Source organism: Clostridium chromiireducens (assembly GCF_003575225.1).
In the GTDB taxonomy this organism is placed as follows: Bacteria; Bacillota; Clostridia; order Clostridiales; family Clostridiaceae; genus Clostridium; species Clostridium chromiireducens.
Window position 1 is genome coordinate 457341 of record NZ_QXDJ01000002.1, and the last position, 24911, is coordinate 482251.

General features: G+C 28.0%; 31 protein-coding genes and 2 riboswitches. Of the genes, 23 read left to right on the forward strand and 8 right to left on the reverse strand.

From position 1 onward, the window contains the following. The 6 genes from D2A34_RS07340 (at position 1) to D2A34_RS07365 (ending at position 6590) form a co-directional block, all read left to right on the forward strand. A complete protein-coding gene (locus tag D2A34_RS07340) occupies positions 1-1143 on the forward strand; it encodes a polysaccharide pyruvyl transferase family protein (protein ID WP_119366187.1) in 1143 nt (380 codons plus the stop codon). Positions 1144-1156: 13 nt separating this feature from the next. Beyond that, positions 1157-2269, forward strand: coding sequence for a glycosyltransferase family 4 protein (locus tag D2A34_RS07345; protein WP_119366188.1), 1113 nt, complete (start codon positions 1157-1159; stop codon positions 2267-2269). A gap of 15 nt (positions 2270-2284) precedes the next feature. Then, positions 2285-3547, forward strand: a complete 1263-nt coding sequence (locus D2A34_RS07350) for a hypothetical protein (protein WP_119366189.1) — start codon at positions 2285-2287, stop codon at positions 3545-3547. Positions 3548-4011: 464 nt separating this feature from the next. Beyond that, on the forward strand, positions 4012-4560 hold the full coding sequence (locus tag D2A34_RS07355; RefSeq protein WP_119366190.1) for an acyltransferase: 549 nt from the start codon (positions 4012-4014) through the stop codon (positions 4558-4560). 9 nt (positions 4561-4569) lie between these two features. After that, positions 4570-6117: a murein biosynthesis integral membrane protein MurJ gene (gene murJ / locus D2A34_RS07360; RefSeq protein WP_119366191.1), complete on the forward strand. Its 1548-nt coding sequence runs from the start codon at positions 4570-4572 to the stop codon at positions 6115-6117. Positions 6118-6290: 173 nt separating this feature from the next. Beyond that, positions 6291-6590, forward strand: coding sequence for an HI0074 family nucleotidyltransferase substrate-binding subunit (locus D2A34_RS07365; RefSeq protein WP_182629321.1), 300 nt, complete (start codon positions 6291-6293; stop codon positions 6588-6590). A gap of 389 nt (positions 6591-6979) precedes the next feature. On the opposite strand, the gene D2A34_RS07370 is transcribed toward D2A34_RS07365, so the two are convergent. Both D2A34_RS07370 and D2A34_RS07375 read right to left on the reverse strand, forming a co-directional pair. Continuing rightward, entirely contained in the window at positions 6980-7171 is a 192-nt protein-coding gene (locus tag D2A34_RS07370; RefSeq protein ID WP_119366193.1) for a YvrJ family protein, read from the reverse strand. After that, positions 7150-7398, reverse strand: a complete 249-nt coding sequence (locus D2A34_RS07375; RefSeq protein WP_119366194.1) for a hypothetical protein — start codon at positions 7396-7398, stop codon at positions 7150-7152. Before D2A34_RS07375 ends, D2A34_RS07370 begins: the two co-directional genes overlap by 22 nt. A gap of 434 nt (positions 7399-7832) precedes the next feature. On the opposite strand from D2A34_RS07375, the gene rfbD reads away from it, so the two are divergent. The 8 genes from rfbD to D2A34_RS07415 all read left to right on the forward strand — a co-directional run bounded on the left by rfbD (position 7833) and on the right by D2A34_RS07415 (position 11723). Then, positions 7833-8714: a dTDP-4-dehydrorhamnose reductase gene (gene rfbD, locus D2A34_RS07380; RefSeq protein ID WP_119366195.1), complete on the forward strand. Its 882-nt coding sequence runs from the start codon at positions 7833-7835 to the stop codon at positions 8712-8714. Positions 8715-8943: 229 nt separating this feature from the next. Continuing rightward, positions 8944-9345 (forward strand): type VII toxin-antitoxin system MntA family adenylyltransferase antitoxin, encoded by a 402-nt coding sequence (gene mntA, locus D2A34_RS07385; RefSeq protein WP_079439925.1) that lies wholly within the window; start codon positions 8944-8946, stop codon positions 9343-9345. Then, positions 9335-9742, forward strand: coding sequence for a type VII toxin-antitoxin system HepT family RNase toxin (gene hepT / locus D2A34_RS07390; protein ID WP_119366196.1), 408 nt, complete (start codon positions 9335-9337; stop codon positions 9740-9742). Before mntA ends, hepT begins: the two co-directional genes overlap by 11 nt. A gap of 229 nt (positions 9743-9971) precedes the next feature. Continuing rightward, positions 9972-10262, forward strand: coding sequence for a nucleotidyltransferase domain-containing protein (locus tag D2A34_RS07395; protein ID WP_119366197.1), 291 nt, complete (start codon positions 9972-9974; stop codon positions 10260-10262). Beyond that, on the forward strand, positions 10249-10641 hold the full coding sequence (locus D2A34_RS07400; protein ID WP_119366198.1) for an HI0074 family nucleotidyltransferase substrate-binding subunit: 393 nt from the start codon (positions 10249-10251) through the stop codon (positions 10639-10641). The genes D2A34_RS07395 and D2A34_RS07400 overlap by 14 nt, the downstream gene beginning before the upstream one ends. A 171-nt stretch (positions 10642-10812) precedes the next feature. After that, positions 10813-11073, forward strand: coding sequence for a DUF4160 domain-containing protein (locus D2A34_RS07405; RefSeq protein WP_119366199.1), 261 nt, complete (start codon positions 10813-10815; stop codon positions 11071-11073). 12 nt (positions 11074-11085) lie between these two features. Further along, positions 11086-11361, forward strand: coding sequence for a DUF2442 domain-containing protein (locus tag D2A34_RS07410; protein ID WP_119366200.1), 276 nt, complete (start codon positions 11086-11088; stop codon positions 11359-11361). A gap of 125 nt (positions 11362-11486) precedes the next feature. Further along, complete coding sequence (locus D2A34_RS07415) at positions 11487-11723, forward strand: Uma2 family endonuclease (RefSeq protein ID WP_279221617.1); 237 nt, start codon at positions 11487-11489, stop codon at positions 11721-11723. Positions 11724-11790: 67 nt separating this feature from the next. Here the strand turns inward: D2A34_RS07415 and D2A34_RS07420 are convergent, their stop codons facing one another. From D2A34_RS07420 to D2A34_RS07435, 4 genes are all read right to left on the reverse strand, one after another. Next, positions 11791-12009 carry a DUF2922 domain-containing protein gene (locus D2A34_RS07420; protein WP_119366202.1) on the reverse strand — a complete coding sequence of 73 codons (219 nt, stop codon included), beginning with the start codon at positions 12007-12009 and terminating at the stop codon, positions 11791-11793. Between the two features lie 50 nt (positions 12010-12059). Continuing rightward, positions 12060-12284 carry a DUF1659 domain-containing protein gene (locus tag D2A34_RS07425; protein ID WP_119366203.1) on the reverse strand — a complete coding sequence of 75 codons (225 nt, stop codon included), beginning with the start codon at positions 12282-12284 and terminating at the stop codon, positions 12060-12062. A gap of 200 nt (positions 12285-12484) precedes the next feature. Then, positions 12485-12676, reverse strand: a complete 192-nt coding sequence (locus tag D2A34_RS07430) for a YvrJ family protein (RefSeq protein WP_119366204.1) — start codon at positions 12674-12676, stop codon at positions 12485-12487. Further along, a complete protein-coding gene (locus D2A34_RS07435) occupies positions 12658-13248 on the reverse strand; it encodes a sigma-70 family RNA polymerase sigma factor (protein ID WP_169896787.1) in 591 nt (196 codons plus the stop codon). The genes D2A34_RS07430 and D2A34_RS07435 overlap by 19 nt, the downstream gene beginning before the upstream one ends. 632 nt (positions 13249-13880) lie before the next feature. Here D2A34_RS07435 and D2A34_RS07440 point away from each other — a divergent pair. The 3 genes from D2A34_RS07440 (at position 13881) to D2A34_RS07450 (ending at position 16638) form a co-directional block, all read left to right on the forward strand. After that, complete coding sequence (locus tag D2A34_RS07440) at positions 13881-14915, forward strand: phage replisome organizer N-terminal domain-containing protein (RefSeq protein ID WP_119366205.1); 1035 nt, start codon at positions 13881-13883, stop codon at positions 14913-14915. A gap of 64 nt (positions 14916-14979) precedes the next feature. After that, entirely contained in the window at positions 14980-15885 is a 906-nt protein-coding gene (locus D2A34_RS07445) for a GH25 family lysozyme (protein ID WP_119366206.1), read from the forward strand. Positions 15886-16062: 177 nt separating this feature from the next. Continuing rightward, positions 16063-16638 carry a Uma2 family endonuclease gene (locus D2A34_RS07450; RefSeq protein WP_119366207.1) on the forward strand — a complete coding sequence of 192 codons (576 nt, stop codon included), beginning with the start codon at positions 16063-16065 and terminating at the stop codon, positions 16636-16638. A gap of 51 nt (positions 16639-16689) precedes the next feature. Here the strand turns inward: D2A34_RS07450 and D2A34_RS27150 are convergent, their stop codons facing one another. Further along, positions 16690-18069 carry a tyrosine-protein kinase domain-containing protein gene (locus D2A34_RS27150; protein ID WP_243128270.1) on the reverse strand — a complete coding sequence of 460 codons (1380 nt, stop codon included), beginning with the start codon at positions 18067-18069 and terminating at the stop codon, positions 16690-16692. Between the two features lie 411 nt (positions 18070-18480). Further along, positions 18481-18574: riboswitch (cyclic di-GMP riboswitch) on the forward strand. An 85-nt stretch (positions 18575-18659) separates the two neighbouring features. Between D2A34_RS27150 and D2A34_RS27395 the strand changes: the two genes are divergently transcribed. The 4 genes from D2A34_RS27395 to D2A34_RS07475 all read left to right on the forward strand — a co-directional run bounded on the left by D2A34_RS27395 (position 18660) and on the right by D2A34_RS07475 (position 21069). Continuing rightward, the gene (locus D2A34_RS27395; RefSeq protein ID WP_279221608.1) at positions 18660-18791 is read left to right on the forward strand and encodes a hypothetical protein; all 132 of its coding nucleotides are present in this window, start codon (positions 18660-18662) and stop codon (positions 18789-18791) included. 174 nt (positions 18792-18965) lie between these two features. After that, positions 18966-19841, forward strand: a complete 876-nt coding sequence (gene galU / locus D2A34_RS07465) for a UTP--glucose-1-phosphate uridylyltransferase GalU (protein ID WP_119366208.1) — start codon at positions 18966-18968, stop codon at positions 19839-19841. A 346-nt stretch (positions 19842-20187) separates the two neighbouring features. Beyond that, a riboswitch (cyclic di-GMP riboswitch) is annotated at positions 20188-20271 on the forward strand. A 79-nt stretch (positions 20272-20350) separates the two neighbouring features. Next, positions 20351-20524 (forward strand): aspartyl-phosphate phosphatase Spo0E family protein, encoded by a 174-nt coding sequence (locus D2A34_RS07470; protein WP_243128272.1) that lies wholly within the window; start codon positions 20351-20353, stop codon positions 20522-20524. 245 nt (positions 20525-20769) lie between these two features. Further along, positions 20770-21069 carry a hypothetical protein gene (locus tag D2A34_RS07475; RefSeq protein WP_119366209.1) on the forward strand — a complete coding sequence of 100 codons (300 nt, stop codon included), beginning with the start codon at positions 20770-20772 and terminating at the stop codon, positions 21067-21069. Positions 21070-21223: 154 nt separating this feature from the next. On the opposite strand, the gene D2A34_RS07480 is transcribed toward D2A34_RS07475, so the two are convergent. Further along, positions 21224-21901 carry a CpsD/CapB family tyrosine-protein kinase gene (locus D2A34_RS07480; protein ID WP_119366210.1) on the reverse strand — a complete coding sequence of 226 codons (678 nt, stop codon included), beginning with the start codon at positions 21899-21901 and terminating at the stop codon, positions 21224-21226. A 343-nt stretch (positions 21902-22244) separates the two neighbouring features. On the opposite strand from D2A34_RS07480, the gene D2A34_RS07485 reads away from it, so the two are divergent. Continuing rightward, a complete protein-coding gene (locus D2A34_RS07485; protein WP_119366211.1) occupies positions 22245-22757 on the forward strand; it encodes a VanZ family protein in 513 nt (170 codons plus the stop codon). Positions 22758-22839: 82 nt separating this feature from the next. After that, the gene (locus D2A34_RS07490; protein WP_119366212.1) at positions 22840-24813 is read left to right on the forward strand and encodes an ABC transporter ATP-binding protein/permease; all 1974 of its coding nucleotides are present in this window, start codon (positions 22840-22842) and stop codon (positions 24811-24813) included. The last annotated feature ends 98 nt before the right edge of the window (positions 24814-24911 follow it).

Genomic DNA, 24911 nt, shown 5'->3' on the forward strand with positions numbered 1-24911 from the left:
ATGAAGAAGAGATTTTTAATTTATGGATGGTTTGGTTACGAAAATCTAGGAGATGAATTAATTTTAAAAAGTATAATTGAAATTATTAGAAAGAACGATCCTAATAATATAATTAATGTGATGGGTGGAAAGCCTACGAATATCGAAAAATATCATGAAGGATTAAATACTGTTTCTACTACCATAGATTTAAGATTTAAGTCTATATTAAGAATATTTAAGTATAATCCTTTTAAGGTGATAAAAAATCTGTTTAGTAATGACTATATTATTATAGGTAGTGGTGGCGCATTGTCAGACTGGAATCCGGACTCAACAATAACTTTATTCTTTATGATAAATTTCTTTAAAAAATTTCTAAAGAAAACTGTAATAATGTTAGGAGCTGGTGCAGGGCCGATAATAGCTGAAGAATCAAAGCTTAAGTTTAAAAAAGTGTTAGAACAAGTTGATTGTATTTGTTTAAGAGATAAGCAATCTTATGAGTTATTAGAGGAAATTGGACTTAATAATATTCATCTGACTAATGATGTTGTTTATGATTTAAAAGACAGCTTTTTTAGAGAAAGTGAAATAGAAAATAGAAAAGATAAAATAGCTATAGTTATAGCTCCTTTACTTTTAAATTCGTATGATAAAAGAATGGAGTATAAGAAGGAAATGATTAAATATATTAAAGGATTAAAGAAATATAATTTTGATATTAAACTAATTCCTTTCCAATATGAGTACGACATAAACTTTCTTAAAGAAATACAAAAAGAATCTGGTATTGTTATTTATGAAGATGGTAATAACAATATGTGGAGAATCTTGGATGAAATGAAAAAATACGATTTAGTAGTTGGAATGAGATTTCACTCTGTTGTTACGTCAATATTACTTAATGTTCCGGTATTACCCATTGTATATCATAGTAAGGTGGATAGCTGTGTTAAGGACTTTGGATTAGAATCTGTGGCACAATCAATAGGTGATGGTGAAAATTGGATTAATTCTAATATTAATTCAGGAAAGATGATTATAGATACTGTTAATTTATTAAATAATAAGGAATTAGAAAAGAGACGATTAAAAAACATTTTAAACAATAAGTTCGAAAATAAAAATTTAGATATAATGCAAGAGTTCATTACTAATTAAGAAGAGGTGTGCTATGAATGTGTTGTTTGTCTCAGAGCTATCCAATTTAGGTGGTGGAGAAACCAGCTTATTAAATTTAATTATAGAGTTTAATAATAATTTTAATGAAATGAATCCAGTTTTATTGTGCCTTAAAGAAGGAAAGCTTACAGAAGAAAGTAGAGCAGCAGGGATAAAAACCATAATTTATGATTATAAAAATGATATTAAAAAAGTTAAAATTATAAATTGCATTAGAAAAATTAGGGCCATTATAAAACTAAATAAAATAAATGTTATTCAAACAAATGAATGGAAAACATCATTCATATTAAGTTTAATAAATAAATCATGTTTTTTAAAATGTAAGGTGATTTGGGTATGCCATGGTCAATGGTACCAATTTAATTTTATAAAAAAAAATATGGTTAATTTATTTATAGATAAAATAATTTCAGTTTCAAATGTAGTTAAGGAGAATCTAATTAGCAACGGTATAAATCCTAAAAAAATAGTTAGAATTCCATTAGGAATTGATATTAATAAATTTAATAATTGTGACGCGAAAAAAATAAGACAGGAATTGCAGATGGAAAATAATGAAAAGGTGTTTGCCACAATAGGAAGATTCCAAGAGATAAAGGGTCAAAAGTTAGTTATAGAAGCAGCTAAGGAATTGAAGGAGTTAGGAAAAAAATTCAAAATACTTTTTGTTGGGGATTCTATTTTTGATAGTGAAAAAGATAATAAATATAAGAAAGAATGTCTAAATATGATTAAGGAGTATAAACTGGAAGAATTTTTTTTCTTCTTAGGTGTAAGAAGAGATATTGGAAATATATTAAGTGGTATTGATGCATTAATAATTCCATCAATTAATGAATCCTTTGGAATGGTAGTTATAGAAGCATTTGCTGCAGGGTGTCTTGTTATATCTACTCCATGTGATGGACCAAGTGAAGTAATTCAAAATGGTGTTTTGGGATTTGTTTTATCTGAAAGAACAACAGAGTGTTTAAAAGATAAAATGGAAGACATTTTAGAAGATAAAATTAAGTTGAAAGAAATATCAAAAAATCAAAAAGAATATTCTAAGAATTACTCTGTAAATAAGATTTGTAGTATGTATGCGAACATATATAATTAAATAAGGAGATGAAATATGAATTTAAGTTATTCGGAAAAAGTTAAGACTGATAATAAATTTATTAATTATAATATAAGTATTTTCATTTTTTTATTATTATTTGAAATATTAATTAGAGCGGTGATACCAGGTGTAGATACATTAATGAATATATTTAAGATAGCGTTTTCCACTGTATTTATAGTTTATATAATAGTCGTCAAAAGGAAATTTAATAATGCTTTTAAGATGGTTCATATGATATTTTGGATGTATTTCTTTATAGTGTTAATGAAGTTGTTTATTGAAAGTAATATAAATGATTATATTAATTGGTTATTGAAAAATAATAATATTAATTTTTATTTTTGTTACATATATTTTATTATTTTTTCTCAGTTAAGAGATGAAATAGACATAAATAAATTATTTAAAGTTTTAAAAATATATAATTATATAATAATTACAATATCATTTATATTATATATGACTAATAATTACATAGGGATGGTAAGTAATGAAAATATGTTAGCTTATGCATGGGTTGGAACTGATAAGCTGAGAATGATGTCTATTTTTGGAAATCCAAACCATGCGGGATTATATTTCATTATTATGTTATGTATATTGGATTATTTTAGAATAAAAGAAGGTAAAAAATTCATATGTATAAATAATGTCTTATTAGTTATATGTAATCTACTTACCTTCTCAAGAACTAGTATTATTTGTCTTATTATATATTTATATATTAGAAATAAAATCACATTCAAAGGTAAGAAAAATAAAGGAATAAGTAATATTTTGAATAAATATAAGTTGTTGATGTTTATAATCATAACATTAATAACTGTTTATATAGTTGTTGATAAATATAATATTTACTTTTTTAATTTGAATTATTTATTAACTAGTTCAAGGGGAGAAAAATGGGTTATTGGTTTGCAATACATGTTAACATATATTGCAATTGGAACACCGTTTAGTGATAATATGTCAGGAATGTCTGAATCCTACAGCGAATTAACCTTCTCTGATAATATGTTTATTGAAATTGGAGCAAGATTTGGGATATATTTAATGATAGTAGTAATTATATACATAATGTATCTATTGATTAAGTCTATAAAAAATAAAAAAATTATGAGTTTGAATAAATTACAGTTAGTTATTATTCCAAGTATGTTATCAGGCACAGTACATTTTTCAATACCTGTGTTGTTATTTAGCATTTATGCTATATTGTGTGAGGATTTGCAAGGTGGAAATAGCATGAATGATAAATCGAAAGTAATCTAAGAGAAGAGGTATCATGAAGTGTTTTGTTATTTCAATCGTAGGTATAGATATAAATCAGGTCTTAAACATTATTGTTGAGTTTGTGTATGTATTTCATATACTATGGTTTTATATTAAGATAATAAAATTTAAAATTTTCATTAATTAAAAAATATGATGGACGTATCGTGCAAGTTTTGCAACTACAGATTTATTTTTGTTAAAAACAAATGTATATTAATAGCAATGATGGAAGCAGTATCAATATATTGTATTGATAGAGTGGTGTTGAAAATTTTAAATTTTAACATTTGTTGTTATTGATGGGGTCACGTTAGATTTTATTCAATAGCATATTTTAAATATAAATAAATTTTTTGTTATAAAAAGTGAATGCACTGATTATATAACTATATTAATGAGAAAAATTATATTTATTATAGTAAAAAAAGAGGTTGATTTTTAGTATTAAGCGGGGAGATTTCATGAGGAAATTAAAAAATAAAATAAAAAATACTTTACTTAGGTTGAAAATTAAATTAAAATATAAAAAATCTTATTTTGAAGTAGGAGATAATGTCTTTATATCAACCAAGGCAAAAATTATTATGGGAAAGAATTCAAAGTTAATAATATGTAATAATAGTTATATTTCTGATAGTGTTAGGCTTATTGTACACGATAACTCAGAACTCATAATAGATGAAAGAGTATATGTATCAATAAATACAATAATAAGTAGCAATAGTAAAGTTTCTATTGGATCGGACACTTCTATTGCTCATAATGTTACGATTATTGATACAAATAAGAATTATTCTAATATCAATTTGAAGATTAAAGAACAAGGTGCAATAGCTAAACCAATTGTTATAGACAATGACTGTTGGATTGCCGCAGGAGTAGTTATTTTACCAGGAGTAAGTTTGGGGAAACATTGCGTGGTTGCGGCAAATGCTGCTGTTAATAAATCATTTGAAGCTAGTTCAGTTTTGGGTGGTGTGCCAGCGAAACTATTAAACAAATTAGGGTAGGATAAAGTAATGAGAAATAGTATATTAAAAACAGCCTCATTAATGATAATGTTTAATTTATTTTCTAAAGTGTTAGGATTTTTGAGAGATTATTTTACTGCAGTTAAGTTTGGTACTACACGAGAAGCTGATGCATATTTGATGGCATCCAATATACCTAATGTTTTATTTGTCATAATAGGTACATCTATTATGACTATAATCATTCCTGTTTATAATGAAATAAAATGTAAGGCAGAAAATGAGGAGTTAGAAAAGTTTACTTCTAATATGATTACAATATTATTCATAGTAAGTTTAATTTTAACCATTTTTTGTGAATTATTTGCTCCTCAATTAGTAAAAATAATGGCACCGGGTTTTAGTGGATATAAATATACTTTAACAGTACTTCTAACCAGAATTTTAGCTAGTGTAATAATTCTGAATACATTAATTTATACTTTTACAGCTATATTACAATGTGAAAATAATTTTTCGCTCCCAGCAAGTATAGGTATTCCGTATAATATTGTTTTAATAATATATCTGATATTTTACATCGATAAATTTGGAGTAACAGGGATTTCTGCAGTGGTATCTATAGCTTTAATTATTCAAATATGTATATTAACATATGGATTAAAAAAAATAAAATTTAAATACAAATTTTATTTAAATTTTAAAGATAAAAATTTCAAAAAAATATTAACATTATTAATGCCTATATGCATAGGAACAGGAATGACTCAAATAAATGGAGTATTTAATGGAATATATGCATCATCATTAGATAGCGGAAGTGTAGCGGCTATAAATTATGCGCTAAAGTTAAATGCCTTAATAGTAGATATAATAATAGTATCTATAACGACTATTATATATCAAAATTTAACTAAAGTTATATTTAACAGTGAAGGCAAGACGTTGTATAAAGAAACAAATAGAGGTATAATAACGATGTTTATTGTATTAATTCCAATAGTAATTATAGCAGCTATGTATAGTCAATATATTGTAAAGTTTTTATTTCAAAGGGGCGCATTTAATAGTGAAAGTACTATGTTGACAGCAAAAGCTTTTTATTATTATTCCTTAGGATTATTTGCTATAGCAATTAATAATATTCTTTCAAGGGTATGTTATTCTTTAGGGGATACTAAAACACCAATGATAAATACATTTTTAGCTATATTGGTCAATATATCAACAGGTTTTATATTAAAAGATATACTAGGTGTTGGAGGAATAGCATTGGCTTCAACAATAGGAAGCATAGTATCTGTTATTGCACTATATTTTAATATTAACAAAAAAGTTAAAAATTGTATATCTAAAAATACAGTTGTAAGTGTAATTAAGTTATTTATTTCATGTATACCGCTTATTTTATTTATAATGTATTCAAAAGAATATATTATAAATATCAATTCTAGTAATGTATCATTAGAATTGATTAAAATTGGAATTATTTCAATGTTAGGATGTGTGATTTATGTGTGTGGAGGTATATTATTAAAGATAGAGGAATTCAGGGGATTAAAGAACATTTTGAACAAGTTTAAGTTTAACAAATGAAGTGCATTATGAAAAGCAACTTCACTCGCAAGCTCCGTCAGAAGCACCCGGAGATCTAAAATTTTACAAGTACAAGCATTACACTAAATGAATATTTAGTGTAATTGTTTATTTTAAGAAAATATTATATAGGATATAATATTATATGATATTGGTAGAGTGGAGGATTAATGATGGATAAAAGATTGAGTGAAAAGTTAAATGACTTTGGAAAGGCTTTATTAAGATTAAGTGAAGCTATAGATGAAAGTAAAGATAATTCTAAATCATCAACTCTAAAAGATGGAGTAATACAAAGATTTGAATTTTGTTATGAAATGTGTTCGAAATTAATAAAATATTATTTAGAAAATGAAGGAATCCAAGAAGCAAAAAGCCCTAAAAGTACATTTAGAGAAGGTTTTAAAATTGGAATTATTGAAGATGGTGAAGCTTGGATTGATATGTTAAATGATAGGAATCTAACTTCCTAAATTTTATTCTCATATTTTATATACAGAAAAATTGATTTATATAAAGGGGTATTTTAAATTTCTTTATTATCAATAGGATTTAAATATTCAAATCAAGTATTTGATTTATGCTATAAACATATTTACAAATTTCTTAAAACTTTAAGTTGATATTTTTACTAGGAATTATAAACATTTTTGTACCCACCAGGGGCATAATATGGAGAAAACATTTGAAAATGAGCTGCTAAAGATTCTTAATTGTAGGTTGTTCCACTTTAGCTTGTCAAACTGAAAGTTGGAGCATGCTAAAGTGGATACAACCTGCAACTTAGAACCTTCAGCGATGTTTTCTAGTTTTTCGGAATAAAAATGTTTATAATTTCGGTAAGTTATCACATAAGTCTAAGTTATACGTTGTTTATCTTGTCAGAAGAAGTATTGATAACTACACCTAATTTTGTAGAAATTATGGTATTTAATTTATGTATGGAAGATGAAGGGTTAGAGAGTTGTTTTTCTAGACGAAAAAGTAAATAAGCACAGACTGCTATAGGAAATCCTGCATTAGTAATAAGACTCATGACATCGTTAATCCCCATAATTCATTACCTCCAATAATATAAGTTTTTAGTTTATTTAAGACCTTTTTCTTTCTCTTTGAAGCAGTGACATAAGATATATTTTCATGATATGCATAATTGGTAAGAGTATTTTTCTTGAAAAATACAAAGTCTATTAAATGCTTTTCAGAATCACTTAAATCATTTTTTATTGCAGATAAAAATTTAAGATGTTGATATTCAAGCATAATGCTATTATTCTCCATGTTATTAGCAACCTCAGCCCTTCGGATCTCGGAAGCGCCCCTAAGGGAAACAAAAATTACCAAGTACAGGTATTGTTCTAAATTAATGATGTGAGATTAAACTACGTAAAAGCGTAGTTTTTTTGTTTTAGAAAAATAAAAGAAAGTTAATAATGCGAATATCCTAGGTAGAGAAAAAAGTAAATGGAACTTAAAGTATATATAGAATAAAAAAGAGGAATTTATATGCTAAGCGCGACTATTTAGTTTTTTACAAAACGTACAGATCTTCATGCTCCAGAATATGATGGATTATTCAGATATAAATGTTAGATGGCATTTAGATAGTAAAGATAATATTATTTGACGAAGAAAAATAATATTCAAATCTTAAAGAGCTGGATTTAAGTGATTATGAAGATTTCAGATTGTAGAATTTCAAGGAGTACGGGTTTATGAAAATATTAATAACTGGCTCAAAAGGTCAACTAGGAAATGAGCTTCTAGATATAATAAAAAGTGGAAAAGCTGAAATAGGGGAAGTTTCGGAAGCTATAAAACAATGTGAAGTTATAGCATTAGATGTGGATGAATTAGATATAACTAATCTAAAACAAGTTAAAAATAAGATAAATGATTTAAAACCTGATGTAGTAATTAACTGCGCAGCAGCAACGGATGTTGATGGATGTGAAAGTAATGAAGATTTTGCATTTAAAGTCAATTCAATTGGTCCTAGAAATTTAGCTATAGCAAGTTCGGAAATAGGCGCTAAGTTAGTTCAGGTATCAACGGATTATGTATTTAGTGGAGCTGGAAATAAACCATTAACTGAATATGATTTAACAGCTCCTTATAGTGCTTATGGTAAAACTAAACTACTCGGAGAAAACTATGTTAGAGAATTTTCTTCAAAGTATTTTATAGTAAGAACTGCTTGGCTTTATGGATATGTAGGTCATAATTTTGTTTATACTATGAGAAAACTTGGGAAAGAAAAAGAAGTAATTACTGTTGTTAATGATCAAAGGGGTAATCCTACTCATGCTAATGATTTAGCTTATCATATATTAAAATTAATACAAACAGAAGAATATGGAGTATATCATTGTACAGGTAAAGGAGAATGTACATGGTATGAATTTGCTAAAATGATAATTGAATTATCAAGAGAAAAATGCGAAGTTTTAGCCTGCACATCAGAAGAGTATAAAACTCCAGCAAAAAGACCAGAATATTCATCTCTAGATAATATGATGCTAAGATGTACTGTTGGCGATGAAATGAGAGATTGGAAAGATGCAATAAAATCATTTATTAGTAAGTTAGATAAGTAAAGGAGTCATATTCCTTCATGTATCAATAGATGAAGTTTATGGATCTTTAGCAAGTTCGGTAATACTTCCCTCACAAAGGGGTCAGACCCTTGTGAGAATTTACCAAGTACAAGCGTTGTACTAAATAATAGTTTAGTGCAATGCTTTTTTGTTTAACAAAAGTATGTTATGGGATATAATATAAGCAAGATGAGAAAAGAGATTGGAATATTTTGTAGGAGGGTTAAATTTGGAGAGTCAATTAAATAAAGCTATTGAAATATTAAGGAAAGAATTTAATCCAATAGTAATATATTTATTCGGTTCGGCTGCTAAGAATAGGCTTAGGGAAGATAGTGATATTGATATTGCTTTTTTAACTGATAATGATGTAGATTCTTATGAATGCTTTATGAAAGCACAGGAATTAGCTGATATTTTTAATAGAGAAGTAGATTTGATAAATTTAAATACATCTTCAACTGTATTTAAAGCTCAAGTAGTAGGTACAGGGAAAAGAATATATTGCACGGATGAGACTAAGCGTATGTATTTCGAAATGAGAGTTTTAAAGTCTTATGCGATGCTAAATGAAGAGCGTGAAGTTATTTTAAAAAAGATTAAGGAAAGAGGAACTGTATATGGGAAATGATGTTATCTTCAATAAAATTGAAACTATCGAAAGATGTATAAATAGAATTAAAGAAGTATATAACAATAACCTAGATAATTTAAATGATTATACAAAGCAGGATTCTATTATTTTAAATATACAAAGAGCATGTGAAGCAGCTATAGACTTAGCAATGCATATTATATCAGAGAAAAATTTAGGTATACCCCAAAATAGCAGAGATTCTTTTGAAGTGCTCAATTCTAATAATATAATAGATGACAAACTAAATGGAAGAATGAAGTCAATGGTTGGATTTAGAAATATAGCAGTTCATGATTATAAAGCATTAAATATGAAAGTGGTGCAAGCCATTATTGAGAATCATTTAAAAGATTTTAGTGATTACATTTATGCCATAAATAAGCTGTTATAACAACAAGCTTGGTTATAGCAAGTCAGTCGCAAGATCATGACTAATACCCTTGAGGTCAAAAATTTAGCAAGTTCGGTCATACTTCCCTCACAAAGGGGTCAGACCCTTGTGAGAATTTACCAAGTACAATCATTGCACTAAATAAAAATTTAGTGCAATTTTTGGTTTTAAGTAAATAGTTTATGGGATATAATATATTAAGTGGAGTAAACCAAGGGAGTGAATTAGTTTGAATATAGAAGAAAAGATAGTTGATGAAATAGCAGATATATGTCATAAGTACAAGCATATTAGCAAAGTCATTCTCTTTGGATCTAGAGCACGGGGGGATAATTCAGCTAAAAGTGATATTGATTTAGCAGTATATAGTGACAGTTCAATAACAGAATTTATTGAAGATATTGAAATGAATACTAGTACTTTATTAGAATTTGATTTTTCAGCTATGAAAGATATACATGATGAATTATTTTTAGAACAAGTAAAGAAAGAGGGAGTAATTATTTATGAGAGGCATTGATTTTAAATATATGAATTTAAAGAAAGCTTACGATAGACTTGTTGAAGTAAGTAATTTATATGATGGAAAGAATGATATAATACGGGACAGTTTAATTCAGAGATTTGAATTCACATATGAACTTACTCATAAAACCCTTAGAGAATTTATGAAATATTTAGGTGTAACCCTCGAAAATTCATTTCCGCGTACAATATATAAAAAAGCCTACGTAAATAACCTAATATCAGATGATAAAGTTTGGATTAGTTTATTAGAAGATAGAAATTCCACATCCCATATATATAGTGAAAACTTAGCAAATGAAATTGCGAGTAGGATAGTAAGTGAGTACGTTAAGGCAATAGGAGAATTAGTTGAAAATTTAGGAAAGCTTTAGCAAGTCAGTCGCAAGTTCGGTCATACTTCCATCACAAAGGGGGCAGACCCTTGTGAGAATTTACCAAGTACAAGCATTGCACTGAATGAAAGTTTAGTGCATTTTTTGTTTTAAGCGAATAGTTTTTAGGATATAATATAACTAATAAATAGAAATAAAGAGGTGAGTGAATTGCCAGAAATAAGCCTATTTTTTGGAATAAGAATTACTATAAATTATAGTGATCATGTGCCACCACATTTTCACGCTGAATATAATGGTGAAAAAGCATTGGTCGATATTATTAATGGTAGAGTTATGAAAGGATATTTGCCTAAGAGACAATTGAAATTGGTTTTAGCTTGGGCTGAAATTCACAAGGATGAATTGATGCAAAACTGGGAATTGGCTAGAAGTCATCAAGCATTATATAGAATAGCACCATTAAGTTAGGAGGATGTTTAAATGGAGTATATGCCAGAAGTTATTCAAGTAAGACCAACAAATGATTTTAAGGTTTATGTTTACTTTGATGATGGTTCAGTTAAATTATATGATGCTAATGAGTTAATAAATAAAGGTATATTTATTAAAATAAAAGATATAGATGTTTTTAAAGAAACTTGTACTGTATTAAATGGAACACTGGCTTGGGATTTGGATGGTAATTATAATGAAAATACATGTTTAGATATTGATCCGTTTGAGATATATGAAAATTCTCCAGATGTAGATGAGTAGCAACTTCAGCCCTTCGGACTTCGGAAGCACCCTAGGGGAAATAAAAATTACCAAGTACAAGCACTGCACTAAATGAAAGTTTAGTGCATTTTTTGCTTTAAGCGAATAGTATTTAGGATATAATAATATTTGAAGTTGTGTCCCCGGAGTATTCAGACCACGATTACTTTATAAAAGCTAATATATATCAAAGGTTTGTGGTTCTTGAATATAATATAGTTGAACAAAACGGAATGATTACACAATATTCATTAATAGATGGGTCATATAGGACACCTAAAGTATTAGATCATAAAGATATTTATGTTAGTTCAGTTTTTCCAGAATTAAGAATTGAATTAAAGGATATATTTGAGTTCTAGTCAGTTTTGTACTCAGCAGCAACATCAAAAAAACCTCGTTACTATTAAGCAACGAGGTTTTTAGAATTTAAGCTACATCAATTTTAGTAATATTTCTCTCTGTTATTTGAGCTCCGGATTTTTTTATTAAAGCCCCAGAAGCAGCAAAGAAGATATTCTTCTGAATTATTGTATCCATTAAGGAATTTACCTCAGTAGGTGTAAGATCAGGTTTAACTCCGTTGATGCTGAAATTACTTTTTAAGCCACCTTCAGTTATAAAAGTCATTGCTAAAATATATTCCATAATTTAAAACCTCCTAAAATTAAATTTTTATTATTTGTTTTTAGAATATCTTACATTTGATCAAGATTTGATGATTCATTTAATAAAATAGATCCAGTAGCAGCAGATAAAACACTTTTTATAGCCTGAGCCACTGCATATGCATTTTCAGGCGCCACATCAGTTCGTACATTAGAAAAATTCTTCTTACTAAATTTTGGGTCTCCCGCAAGATCTACTCCACTTTGAACCTCGATGCTTAAAGATGTAGTTGCAATTTGTTTTATTACAGCCATATTTCTTACCTCCTAAATTTTATTCTCATATTTTATATACAGAAAAATTAACTTTTATAAAGGGGTATTTTTAAACTTTTTTATTATCAATAGGATTTAGATATTCAAATCACGTATTTGAATTATGCGATAAACATACTTACAAATTTCTTAGAACTTTAAGTTGATATCTTAACTAGAAATTATCAAATAAGTCTAAGTTATAAGTTGTTTATCTTGTCAGAAGTAGTATCTATAACTACACCTAATTTTGTAGAAATTATGGTATTTAATTTTTGTATGGAAGATGAAAGGCTAGAGAGTTGTTTTTCTAGACGAAAAAGTAAATAAGCACAGACCGCTATAGGAAATCCTGCATTAGTAATTAGACTCATCATATCGTTAATCCCCATAATTCATTACCTCCAATAATATAAGTTTTTAATTTCTTTAAGACTTTTTTCTTTCTCTTTGAAGCAGTGACATAAGATATATTTTCATGATGTGCATAATTAGTAAGAGTATTTTTATTAAAAAATACAAAGTTTATTAAATGCTTTTCAGAATCGCTTAAATCATTTTTTATTGCAGACAATAATTTAAGATGTTGATATTCAAGTATAATGCTGTCATTTTCCATGTCATGACATAACGATGCATTACATTCAATGTCATCACTTAGAGAGAAGAGTCCATCGATATCTTTTCGCTTATCATCGATATTCAGTAAAGTACATAAACGATTTTTTATAGAATTTGTAGCATAGCCGACAAAACGATGGCTATCTAGTTTATATTGAGATATGCAGTTAATCAGAGTTAAGAAACATTCATTTTGGATATCAGACTTTTCATAACCATGAATAAATGTCTTTTTAGACAAAGAATTTATAAATGGAGTAAATTCTTTAATTAAATTCTCTTTTGATATTAAATCACCATATTTAGTTTTAGCAACTAATTCCTCAATATAATCATAATTCACATATGATCCCTCCCAAAATTTACTTGTCATAAGGAATATACAGTAAAAAACATTTTTATAAACACCTGGAAAAAAATTTTCTTAGAAAATTTGAATATATTTCAATTTTTTTGGATATGTTGTGCTCATATTTCGCCCCTGTAATCTAAAAAATGTCTTGGAGAAAGTATACATCATAAAATATTTAATGCAAGAAATTAATTTCAAAAAATTACCAAAAAATTTGTTGACATGAGGGGAAGTAAAGGTATAATTAAATCAATGGTGATGCGCAAATGTTGTTGCTAAAATTTTAGGGGGATAGGATTATGATAAAATTAGAAGAAAGCTATTATAAATTTGCTGCTGAAAATTTTTAAGCAGCATACAAGGTCTATTTAACATCAAAATAAGTGAATATTTTTAGACATAATCTATTTGTAAACGATAACTAATTTGTGAAAATAAATTAATTTGCATTGGAGAAGGGAATATGGTTGAAAGAGATTTGAAATGCATTTATGGGAATGAAATTTGTATTATATTAGGTATAAATATACAATCACCTCAAAAAAGAAATTTCCCCAGTGTAATAGCAATGTTATAGCTAGACTTATGTGCATTTAACTAAAAATAAATGAGGGGATGTATTTATGAAGGGGATAGAGTGGATTAAATTAAAAACTGCTATGTGTGAAGATGAAACTATGAGATTAATTGATTCTATGGAACGTTATAGAGACGTTGCCAATTATGTATGGATAAGATTGCTTTTACAAGCAGGCAAAGTTAATGATAATGGGTTAATATATTTAAAAAAAGGTGTGCCGTATACTAAGGAGATGCTGTCTATATTATTTAATAGACCATTAGAAATTATAGAAAAGGTTCTAGAAATTCTAGAATCTTTTAAACTTATTGAGATATATGAAAATAATGTGATAAAAATACGTAATTGGGAGAAACATCAAAATATTGAGGGAATGAAAAAAGTAAGAGAAGGAAGTCGAAGTAGAGTTAAAAATTTTAGAGAAAGAAAGAAAAAAGAAAATGAGATTTTGAAGGAAGGAACAAGTAGTGATGAAGCTTGTAATGATCCAGTTGATGAAAGTAGTAGCAGTGAAAAAACAAATAAAAATAAAAAGTGTAACGCAAATGTAACGCTGCAGAAAGAGAAGAGAGAAGAAGATAAAAGAACTAAGAAAAAGAATATAGATAATAAAGAGATTAGAGAAGAAAGACTAAATGATGTTATCTGCATTAAAGAAAATGATACAAGCTCAGATGATATGCTTGCAAAGGAAGAAGCTCTCTCTTCGTCTCATGATGAAGTGAAAATGAATAGCCTCAAGATTATAAAAACTCTAGAAGAAAATAAAATCACCATAAGGGGAATGAATTTAAGCTGGGTAACAAAGGCTTTGGGTACTCATGATGAAGAATATATAAAAATGGCTATGGAAGAAGCTATAGAAAGAGATAAGCTTGATATAAATTATATTAATGGCATTCTTAAGAATTGGCTTAGGGAAGGGTATCCTAAAACTTATGAGGAGATGGAATTTAATAATTGCAGTACTGGTAATTCATATGCTAGAAGGGAAAAACCAAGACTTAGATTTATTAACTTTGAGGCAAGAAAATATGATTATGATGACTTAGAGAAGAAGCTTCTAGGATGGACATAAGATAATTGAGGTGAATATTGACTTGAAATTTTGATGAATGTGCCTAAATAGGGGGGATTGGGAAATGGAATATATTAAAGGTATAGATATATCAAATAATAATGGAGAGATTGATTTTAAGAAAGTTGCAACGGATAATGTAGAGTTCGTTTATATGAAGGCAAGTGAAGGTAAAACTTTTCAAGATAGCATGATGGAAAGCTTTTATAATTCTTGCAAAAGCAATGGTCTAAAGGTTGGTGCGTACCATTTCCTGGTTGGATCAAGCTATCCTGAAGCACAGGCAGAAAACTTTTATAGGAAGATTAAAGAGTATGAGTGGGATCTAATACCTATATTGGATATCGAGAGAGAATTCTATGGATTATGTGATTATGTAGTAAGATTTATAGATGCCTTTAAAAAATTATGTCCTTTGCAGCTAGGCATTTATTCTTACACAGGATTTATAAGTAATATAGAGAGCATACAAAATACCATAAAAGATTATCCTTTCTGGGAAGCAAATTATAATAATGTTCCTTGGAACCTGCCTTCGAATTTCTTTAATAATAAAGTAGGACATCAATTTACTGAAACCGGAAATATAGTAGGAATAGATGGGAAAGTAGATGTGAATTCATTTAATGAAGGCATTTTGCTTAAAAACAATTCCTATTTAGAAACATGGATAAATGATAAAAATAAATGGTGGTATAAACATAAGGATGGAACATGCACTAAGGGCGCATGGGAATTTATAGACGGGAAATGGTACTATTTTAATGAAGAGGGTATAATGCAGACAGGATGGATTAAAGTAGATTATAAATGGTATCATTTAGATAATAACGGAGCTATGGAAACGGGATGGATAAAGGATGCAGGAAAGGATTATTGCTTATATTCAAATGGTGAAATGATTCATGATTGTACTATTTATGGATATAAATTTGACTGTAGTGGGATAGCTGCAAAAGCAAGTCAGTAGCAAGCTCCTGAGTTCTCAAAATTTACAAGTACAATGTTTTTTGAAGATAACAGGTAAGATTGATTAAATCAATGAAATCTTATCTGTTTTTTGTTTTAAGAAGATTAAATGTAGGTTATAATTAAATTATTAAATGATTTTATGATATGATTATTGTATATACGAGGAGATGATAGTATGGAATCCAATAAATTAGAAAAATCATTGTTAAAAGAAGAGTGGATTAACAATATAAAATATATGTCGCCAAGGCCTAGATATAATCATATAGAGTTACAAGGAGAATTATATTTACAATTAAAAAGTTATTTCAAAAAATCATGTAATGTTTCAATTGAAGCAGCTTTATTTTTAACTAAAGAAGATCCGACTATTATTAAATCTGATAAAAATAGCGTTGATAATTTGATAAAATCAAAAAAAGCTGAGGTGGCTCCAGATGTTGCAGTTTATTGTGATAAAAATCAAATTTTTTATAGGGGTTATATAGGAATTCCACAATTAGTTATAGAAGTTTTAAGTCCATCGAATCCGGATGATGATCTTATTTCTAAAAAAGATCTATATGAGGAATATGGAGTGCCTGAATATTGGATTGTATCGCCAATGAGTAAAAAAATATGGATATATTCATTGATAAATAATAAATATGAATTAAAGCATAGTTGTACATTAAATGAGAAATTTAAAGCCATAAGATTTGAAAATTTAGAAATAGATTTATCAGAAGTCGAACTAATAGAGGAAGAATAGAAAGTCAGTCGCAAGATCGCGACTGACTTTATATCATATATCCAATTCCATTTAACCTAGCAGACTTTTGATAGTATTACTGCTAGAACTATGACTGCTATAATAATATGTATCCTTATTATACTCAGTTCTATGTAACACAGTTCCAATTACTAAGCCGTTGATTTTTGTTAATAAGCTTTTGGTTTCTAATACTGATTTAGCATTTGTTACGCCGGAGCGTATTACAACTAAAGTGCAGTCTACTTTTGTTGATAAAATTTGGGCATCAGTAACTGCTTGGACAGGTGGGCTGTCTAGCAGGATTATATCGAAGTTTTTCTTTAATTCAGTTAGTATATTATCCATTTCTTGAGATGCTAACATACTTGCTGGTTTTCCGGTAAATTTTCCAGAAGACATTAAGTAAAGGTTTTCGTTATGCTTTTGAATTACCTTATCTAAAGATTCTTTTTTGAGTATAACATCAGATAAACCAGAGGTATTAGGTATATTAAATTTTTGATGCAGAGAAGGTTTTCTAAGATCACAGTCTACTATTATTACCTTGTTATCGTTTTCTGCAAAAGATAAAGCTAAGTTTCCGGCTACTGTTGATTTTCCTTCTTGCAATTTGGAACTTGTAATTAATATGGTTTTAATATTTTTTTCTGATTCAGAATATAGGATATTAGTTATTAGCGTCCTATAAGCTTCTGCCACGATAGATTTTGGCTTTTGCTCTACTATAAGCGTTATATGAGTTTTTGTTTTTCGTATCTTAGTGTCATCGGGGATTAGGCCAAAAGTCGGCAGCTGGACAATTCTTTCTAATTTCTCTTTGTTTTTAAATGTATAATCAAGAAGTTCTATTAAAAAAATAATTCCAATGCTTATCATAAGGCCGAGCATAAATCCAATGGCAACATACATTTTTTTCTGCGAACTAGTTAAAGTTTCAGAGACTACAACATCTTCTATCACTTTTACTATGCCATTAGGGATGAGTTCCTGTGTTTCTTTAATGAATTCATTAGTTATCGCAGAAACTGTATCTTTCGCTAAGGACTTATTTAGATTTTTATATTTTATTTCTAGTATTTGAGTATTTGCCATTGGAACCGTTGTAAGAGAACTAAGTACAGCTGATGATTGTGAGTCTAGGTCGTATCTATTTAGTGCTCTTGAAACTAAAGTGTTAGTTTTTATTAATTCCGAATAGGTTTTTAATAATTTTTGATACATTTCTACATCATTATTATTATATTTCTCTTCGATTCCAGTTTCCTTGCCTACAAAGACTTTAGTAGAAGCTTCATATTGAGGTTTAACTATATAAAAACTATATAAGATAGATATCGCTGTTGTTATAAGTGGCAAAATAATTACTAATTTCCATTTCTTTTTAAGTATTTGAAAAATTTCTTCAATAGATATTGTTTCTGAATCCATCTAATCCCCCCAGTGAGTAATATACGAAGATAAAGTAAAATAGAGTATAGTTTAAAAGAAAAAGAAATGATGCGCAAAACTATGATATCCTTCCACAATAATTTAATAGAATCAACTGAATATAGTAAATGTAATTTTATTATAAATTAATACAATTTATAATATATTATGTAATAAATTACATATAAATTCATATTACCATTAAATAACCAAATATTCAAATTATTTTTACAATAATCTAAATTTGTATTTTAAGAAGCTTTTAGAATTGAGAAGAATGAAGATATTCTTATTTCGTTTATAAATTCAATATTGCCATGTGATAAAAAAATAAAGGATATACACATTAAAAATCCTCAAGGGTTTAAAAATGTTGTTGCCTAATTATGGAAAATATGATATCATTAATTATAGTGAAAAAGGCAAATCATAGGAAACTATGAGACGCAAAGCCAAGGACCTGAACCATAATTGTTTTATTCATGGAAGGTAGCCGGTTACCACGAGGATGACTATTTATAGTCTTTAGACTCTGTTGAGATCTAATTGTCCTTATTTTCCTTTTTCACAATGAAAGGTGGGGAAAAATAATGATTAAAGTTTTATGTGTTTCAATAGTGGCTATAACAGTACTATTTGTATTAGCTTTATGCAAAATTTCTAAAAGATCAGATAGAAATGCACAGATTATACTATCAAATTCCCGTATATTTCATTTGTAATGGTTTTCTAACTTGCTATAAATTAACAAGTCATAAATACTGCACGAAAGATGAATTTCGTGCAGTATTTCGTTAATCTAGATCAAGCTTATTTGTAAAGAAGACGAGTCATAAGTATTTAAAAGTATTATGATAATTTATAAAAAAATTTGTTAACAATTCATGGAGGAAGTAATGTCGAAGAAAATAAGAAAAGCAATAATTCCAGCAGCAGGGCTAGGAACAAGATTTTTACCTGCAACCAAGGCTCAACCAAAGGAAATGCTTCCTATAGTTGATAAGCCAACAATTCAATATATTATAGAAGAAGCTATTGCTTCTGGTATTGAAGAGATACTCATTATTACTGGCAGAAATAAGAAATGCATTGAGGATCACTTTGATAAATCTATTGAACTTGAAGTAGAGCTTGAAAAAAATCATAAGGATGAATTATTAGATTTGGTTAAAAATATTTCAGATATGGTTGATATTCATTACATAAGGCAAAAAGAACCTAGAGGACTAGGACATGCTATTTTATGTGCTAAGAGTTTTGTAGGTAATGAGCCTTTTGCAATTCTTCTTGGTGATGATATAGTATATAATGAAGGAAAACCTTGCCTAAAGCAACTTATTGATTGCTATGGTGAATATAAAACAAGTATTTTAGGTGTGCAAAGTGTTAATCCTGAAGATGTATGCAAGTATGGTATAGTTAATGGAATAATAATTGAAGATAGAGTATGTAAAGTTAAAGGATTAGTAGAAAAACCAAGTATAGAAGATGCACCATCAAATACTGCAATACTTGGCAGATATATAATTACTTCTGCTATATTTGAAATTCTAGAAAATACAAAGCCTGGCAAAGGAAATGAAATTCAACTTACAGATGCATTGAAAGAGCTTGCTAAAAGTGAAGCTATGTATGCTTATAACTTTGAAGGAAAAAGATATGATGTTGGAGATAAGCTTGGATTTTTAGAAGCAACAGTTGAATATGCATTAAGAAAACCTGAAATTAAAGATGATTTTATAAAATACTTAAAAGGCCTTGATTTAGAATAAGTTTAAATTAAGTAAATAAATTAAATGTTTAGTGCTGGCTTTTTTAGTATAAAGGACTCGTTACTGTTAAGTAACGAGCCTTTTTAATTTTAGGCTATCTGAATTTTAGTTATATTTCTTTCTGTTAATTGAGTACTATATTTTTGAATTATCGTCCAGAAGAAGTAAAGAAAATATTCGTTCTCTTTGTAATTTTATATTAATAAGTATGCAAAAAATTGGATTATTTTATATAAATTTTGTATTGAAATCTTTGTACATTGATGATAAAATTAGTGATATGTTTCGGATAATGGAATTATATGTATAAAAATACATATAACTCAATCGTTAAATATTAAAGTTAAAAGATATTGGGGACTGTGAAAAATTCTCTTTATTTGGGCGCCTGGAGAATTTTGAGTTTGTGGTGCAACCGACCAATTTAAATTAATTGATAAATCAATTAGTTTAGATTGGTTTTTTGTTTTAAAAGATTATTATGAAGAAAAAATTAGGGGGAGAAAATCATGAAGGAGAAAAAAGATAGGATAAAAGAATTTGCTAGAAAAATTGAAATAGCGAGAGAAATATTACATAAGAAGATAGAAGAAAATATGGACAAAAAAGAAATTTTGAGAGTTAGCCAGGAGTTGGACAAACTAATAGTTAATTATTTATTAGAATGCACTATAAAGGCATAATTAAGATAGACTTCTGCTATGCCTTTATAGTGATGATTATTATTAGGTGGAATGCGAAGAGTTTGACTTGTCTAATGTTGATCATTCTCATATTTTTTTGTAATTAATTATATATAAATAGAAACGAAATATTATTTACTAATTCCATAAATTGTATATAATGTAAGTAAGTGAGTTTTTAGGCTGATGTAAATATAATAATTATTAAAATAATTACTTGCAATAAAGAAGAGGGGAGAATATCTGTGGCGATCTTTGATGTCTTTAAAAAGTATGATGAATTTGGGTTTAATTCTAAAGGATTTCACAAAAATGGTACAAGATATAATGATAATGGATTTGATAAAAATGGTGTTCACAAAAATGGTTCGTATTTTAATGATGAAGGGTATAACATGGAAGGGTATGATAAGCACGGTTTTGATAAGGATGGTTATAACAGTGCGGGATTCGATAAGGATGGATATAATAAAAAAGGGTATGACATGCGTGGCTATGATAAGCAGGGAGAATATTTAGAAGTAAGGTATTCATGGAAAAAGTAGAACTTACTAGCAAGCTCGAGACATTCTTGTAAAGGAGGCCGGATCTTGTGAAATTATCGGGTATAAGTTTAAATAATATAGAAATAAAGAAAACAGGTAAGATTGATTAGTTCGATAAAATCTTACCTGTTTTTATTATTAAAAAGATGAATTCCTAATAATGATAATATTTATGTCTACAACGTGGAATTCTATTTAGTATAACTCCTATAATGTTAGCACCTACTTTAAGTAAGAGTTTTTTTGATTCGATTACCTCATCTTTTTTTGTTTTTTCTGATTGTACAACGAGAATTGTTCCGTCAACATTTGTTGATAAAATTTGTGCATCTGTAATTCCGAGAAGGGGGCAGCAGTCTAGTATTATCAAATCATAAATTTCTTTTAAGGTAGTTATTAAATTACTCATTGAATTTGAGGATAGCATTTCAGCAGGGTTCGGTGGTAACTTACCAGATGTCAAAATATCAAGATTATCATTATGACGTATTATTGCTTCTTTTAAATCTGTTTCACCTATTAGAATTTCAGAGAGCCCAATTAAATTAGAAATATTAAATTTTTTATGAATTGATGGTCTTCTTAAATCGCAATCTATTAATAGTACTTTTTTATTATCTTGAGCAAATGATAATGCCAAATTTCCCGATATAGTAGATTTTCCTTCAGAGGCCACTGAACTGGTAATTAAAATGGTTTTTAGTTCTTTATTATATGAAGAGTATTGAATATTAGTCCGCAAAATTTTGTAAGCTTCTGATGAGTGCGATTTTGGTTTTTGTTCAACTATAAATCCTTTCTTTTCTTCTAAGCTCATTGAGTTTCTTAACATTTTTATACCCACCTTTTAAAAAATAGTCACCAAATAATCTATATATTTGTTTTACTTATTTTTATTAATGCAAACAGAATAAAATTCCAATTATTTAAAATAAGTTCAACTCATTTTCATAGTTTTTCAGAATAAAAATGTTTATAATTTCGGTAAGTTATCTCATAAGTATAAGTTTTGATTATCTATACAATTATTATTATATTCTTAAGAATAATAGCAAATGTAGATATATTAATCCTATATTTGTTATAATTATTTATATTATTCAAGGTTTTTGTATTAAATTAAGTAAGATAAGTAAGGAAAATCTAATATATAAATTGAGAGAAGAGGCGGCTAAGTGAAGAAAATAGTTATACTTTTATGTTTCCTTTGGATGGGATTTATATTTTATATGTCAAGTAATAACGGTGCTATATCACATGAGCAAAGTAATAGAGTTGTTAATATAATTGAAAAGACTGAATCAAAACTTAAGACAAATAGTGAAAGTAAAGCAGCAAGTAACAATCAATCAAAGGCAAATAATAATGATGGGAAAGCAAATGTTAAACAAGTAAAATTAGATTCGTTAGATCACATAATTAGAAAAAATGCCCACGGATTTATGTATATGGTATTAGCATTAATAGTGAGCAGTACATTGTTTACTTTTAATAAAAAAGGAAAAGATGCGATAGTTTATATCCTATTTATTTGCTTGTTTTATGCTGTAACCGATGAGTTTCACCAAGCTTTTGTACCAGGGAGAACTTCCTTAATTAGTGATGTATTAGTCGACTTTTGTGGGGCTTTAATAGGATTGATAGTCTTTTATTTATTTTATTATAAGTTACGTAGAAGAAACTCATGAATGGGTAAATTTACGAATTATTTAAAGAATATTATTATCTAAGTATAATCAGTAAACTAAGATAATCAAATGAGGAATGAATATGTGTTTATTAAGTTTAAAAAATGTTAGCAAGCATTATAATCTAAAAGGTAATGAAAAGACTTATGTATTAAAAGATATTAATTTATCTTTTAATAAACATGAATTAGTAGCCATTGTAGGGGAATCTGGAAGTGGAAAATCTACACTAATGAATCTCATAGGTGGATTGGATTCAAAGTATAATGGACAATTACTTGTAAATGGAAGAAATATTAAAAAGCTTAAGATGAGAGAACTTGATGAATATAGAAAAAACAAAGTTGGTTTTATATTTCAAAGTTTTAATTTGATACCTCATTTATCTGTTTTGAATAATGTTGTAATAGCTATGACTTTATCTAATATTAAAAATAAAGAGCGAATTGAACGTGCTAAAGAAATGTTAATTAAGCTTGGTTTAAAAGATCACATGAGTAAGAAACCAAACCAATTATCAGGAGGGCAAAAACAGAGAGTGGCTATTGCTAGGGCTTTAATAAATAATCCTGAAATAATTATTGCTGATGAACCAACAGGAAGCTTGGATTCTAATACATCAGATCAAATCTTAGAAATAATGATGGATATAGCTAAAAGAGGAAAACTTGTAATTATGGTTACTCATTCTGAGAAAGTGGCAGCTTGCTGCAGCAGAGTAATTAAAATAGCAGATGGCAGAATAACTGAAGATGAAGAATCCTTCAAATTAGATAGATTTAACGAGGAAGAGGAAAAGGTAAATTTTAATATAAAGAAAAAAAGAAATGGCTTAAGCATTTTTAGTGCAGCAAAGCTGGCCCTAACTAATATGAAAGAAAAACTAATACGTAATGTAGCTATTTCTATAGGTGCAAGTATTGGTATTATGAGTCTCATTTTAATGCTGTCTTTTGGCAATGGTGTTAAAGCTTATTTTAGTAAAACAATGAACAGTTATGTTAATCCTCTCGTAATAGAAGTCAATATGCCAAGTGATGAGTCAGAAACAGTTAACTTAGATATTGTTACCATGGAAAAGCCTAATATCAATAAACAAAATCCATTCAAGGATGAGGATATACAAAAGCTATCACAAATAGAAAATGTATCTTCTATAGAGAAAGGATATTCTGACATTTCTATGGGAGCAAATTCTTTAAGTTATGATGGCAAAGGAAGTAATGTTATGAGGGTTTCAACAATATCCTCGAATATAACTGAATCAAATGTACAGGAAGGGGCCTTGCCTAAAAAAGGTGAAATATTAATTAATAAATCCATTTTGGATAGGTTTGGTGAAGATATTATTGGGAAAAAGGCTGTTCTACGAATTTTGGTTAATCAAAAGATGATTAATAAGGAATTTGTTGTAAGTGGAGTTTATACCACAACAGGTGGGGATTTAACTTCAATTATGAAATCTGTTTTTTTAAACTATTCAGATTTAGAGGAACTATATTCAGATAACAAATACCAATTAAAGCCTAATGTACTGTATCTTAATAGCGCAAGTAGTAAATTTACAGATAGTATTAAAGAAAAGGTTAAAGAACTTGGATATTCAGGGTCTTCACAAGAACAGATGGTTGATATGTTTGATTCAATGATAAGTATTTTAACTTATGTATTATCAGGGATTTCAGGAGTGGCTTTATTAGTATCAACAATTATGATAATAATAATTATGTATATTAGCGTTGTGGAAAGAACGAAAGAAATAGGGATACTTAAGGCAATTGGAGCACGAAAAAAGGATATAAGAAGAATTTTTGTTTGTGAGGCGTTTTTAATAGGATTTTTTAGCGGGATTATTGGTATCATATTATCATACTCCTTAGGGAGAGGAATAAATCTTATGTCAAATAAAGCATTTGGTATTGATATAGTATTGATAAAGAATTCTTATAGATTATTCGGAATATCACTAAGTATAGTGATTGGAACTTTGGCTGGATTGCTGCCAGCAAATAAGGCAGCTAGGTTAGATCCGGTAGAATCACTTAGAAGAGAATAAATTAAAGCATAAAAAGGGAGTAGATTCGTTCATACAGAATCTGCTCCCTTTCATAGTGTATATAGGTCAAATCATCATAGGAGATGCTTGTCCTTAAA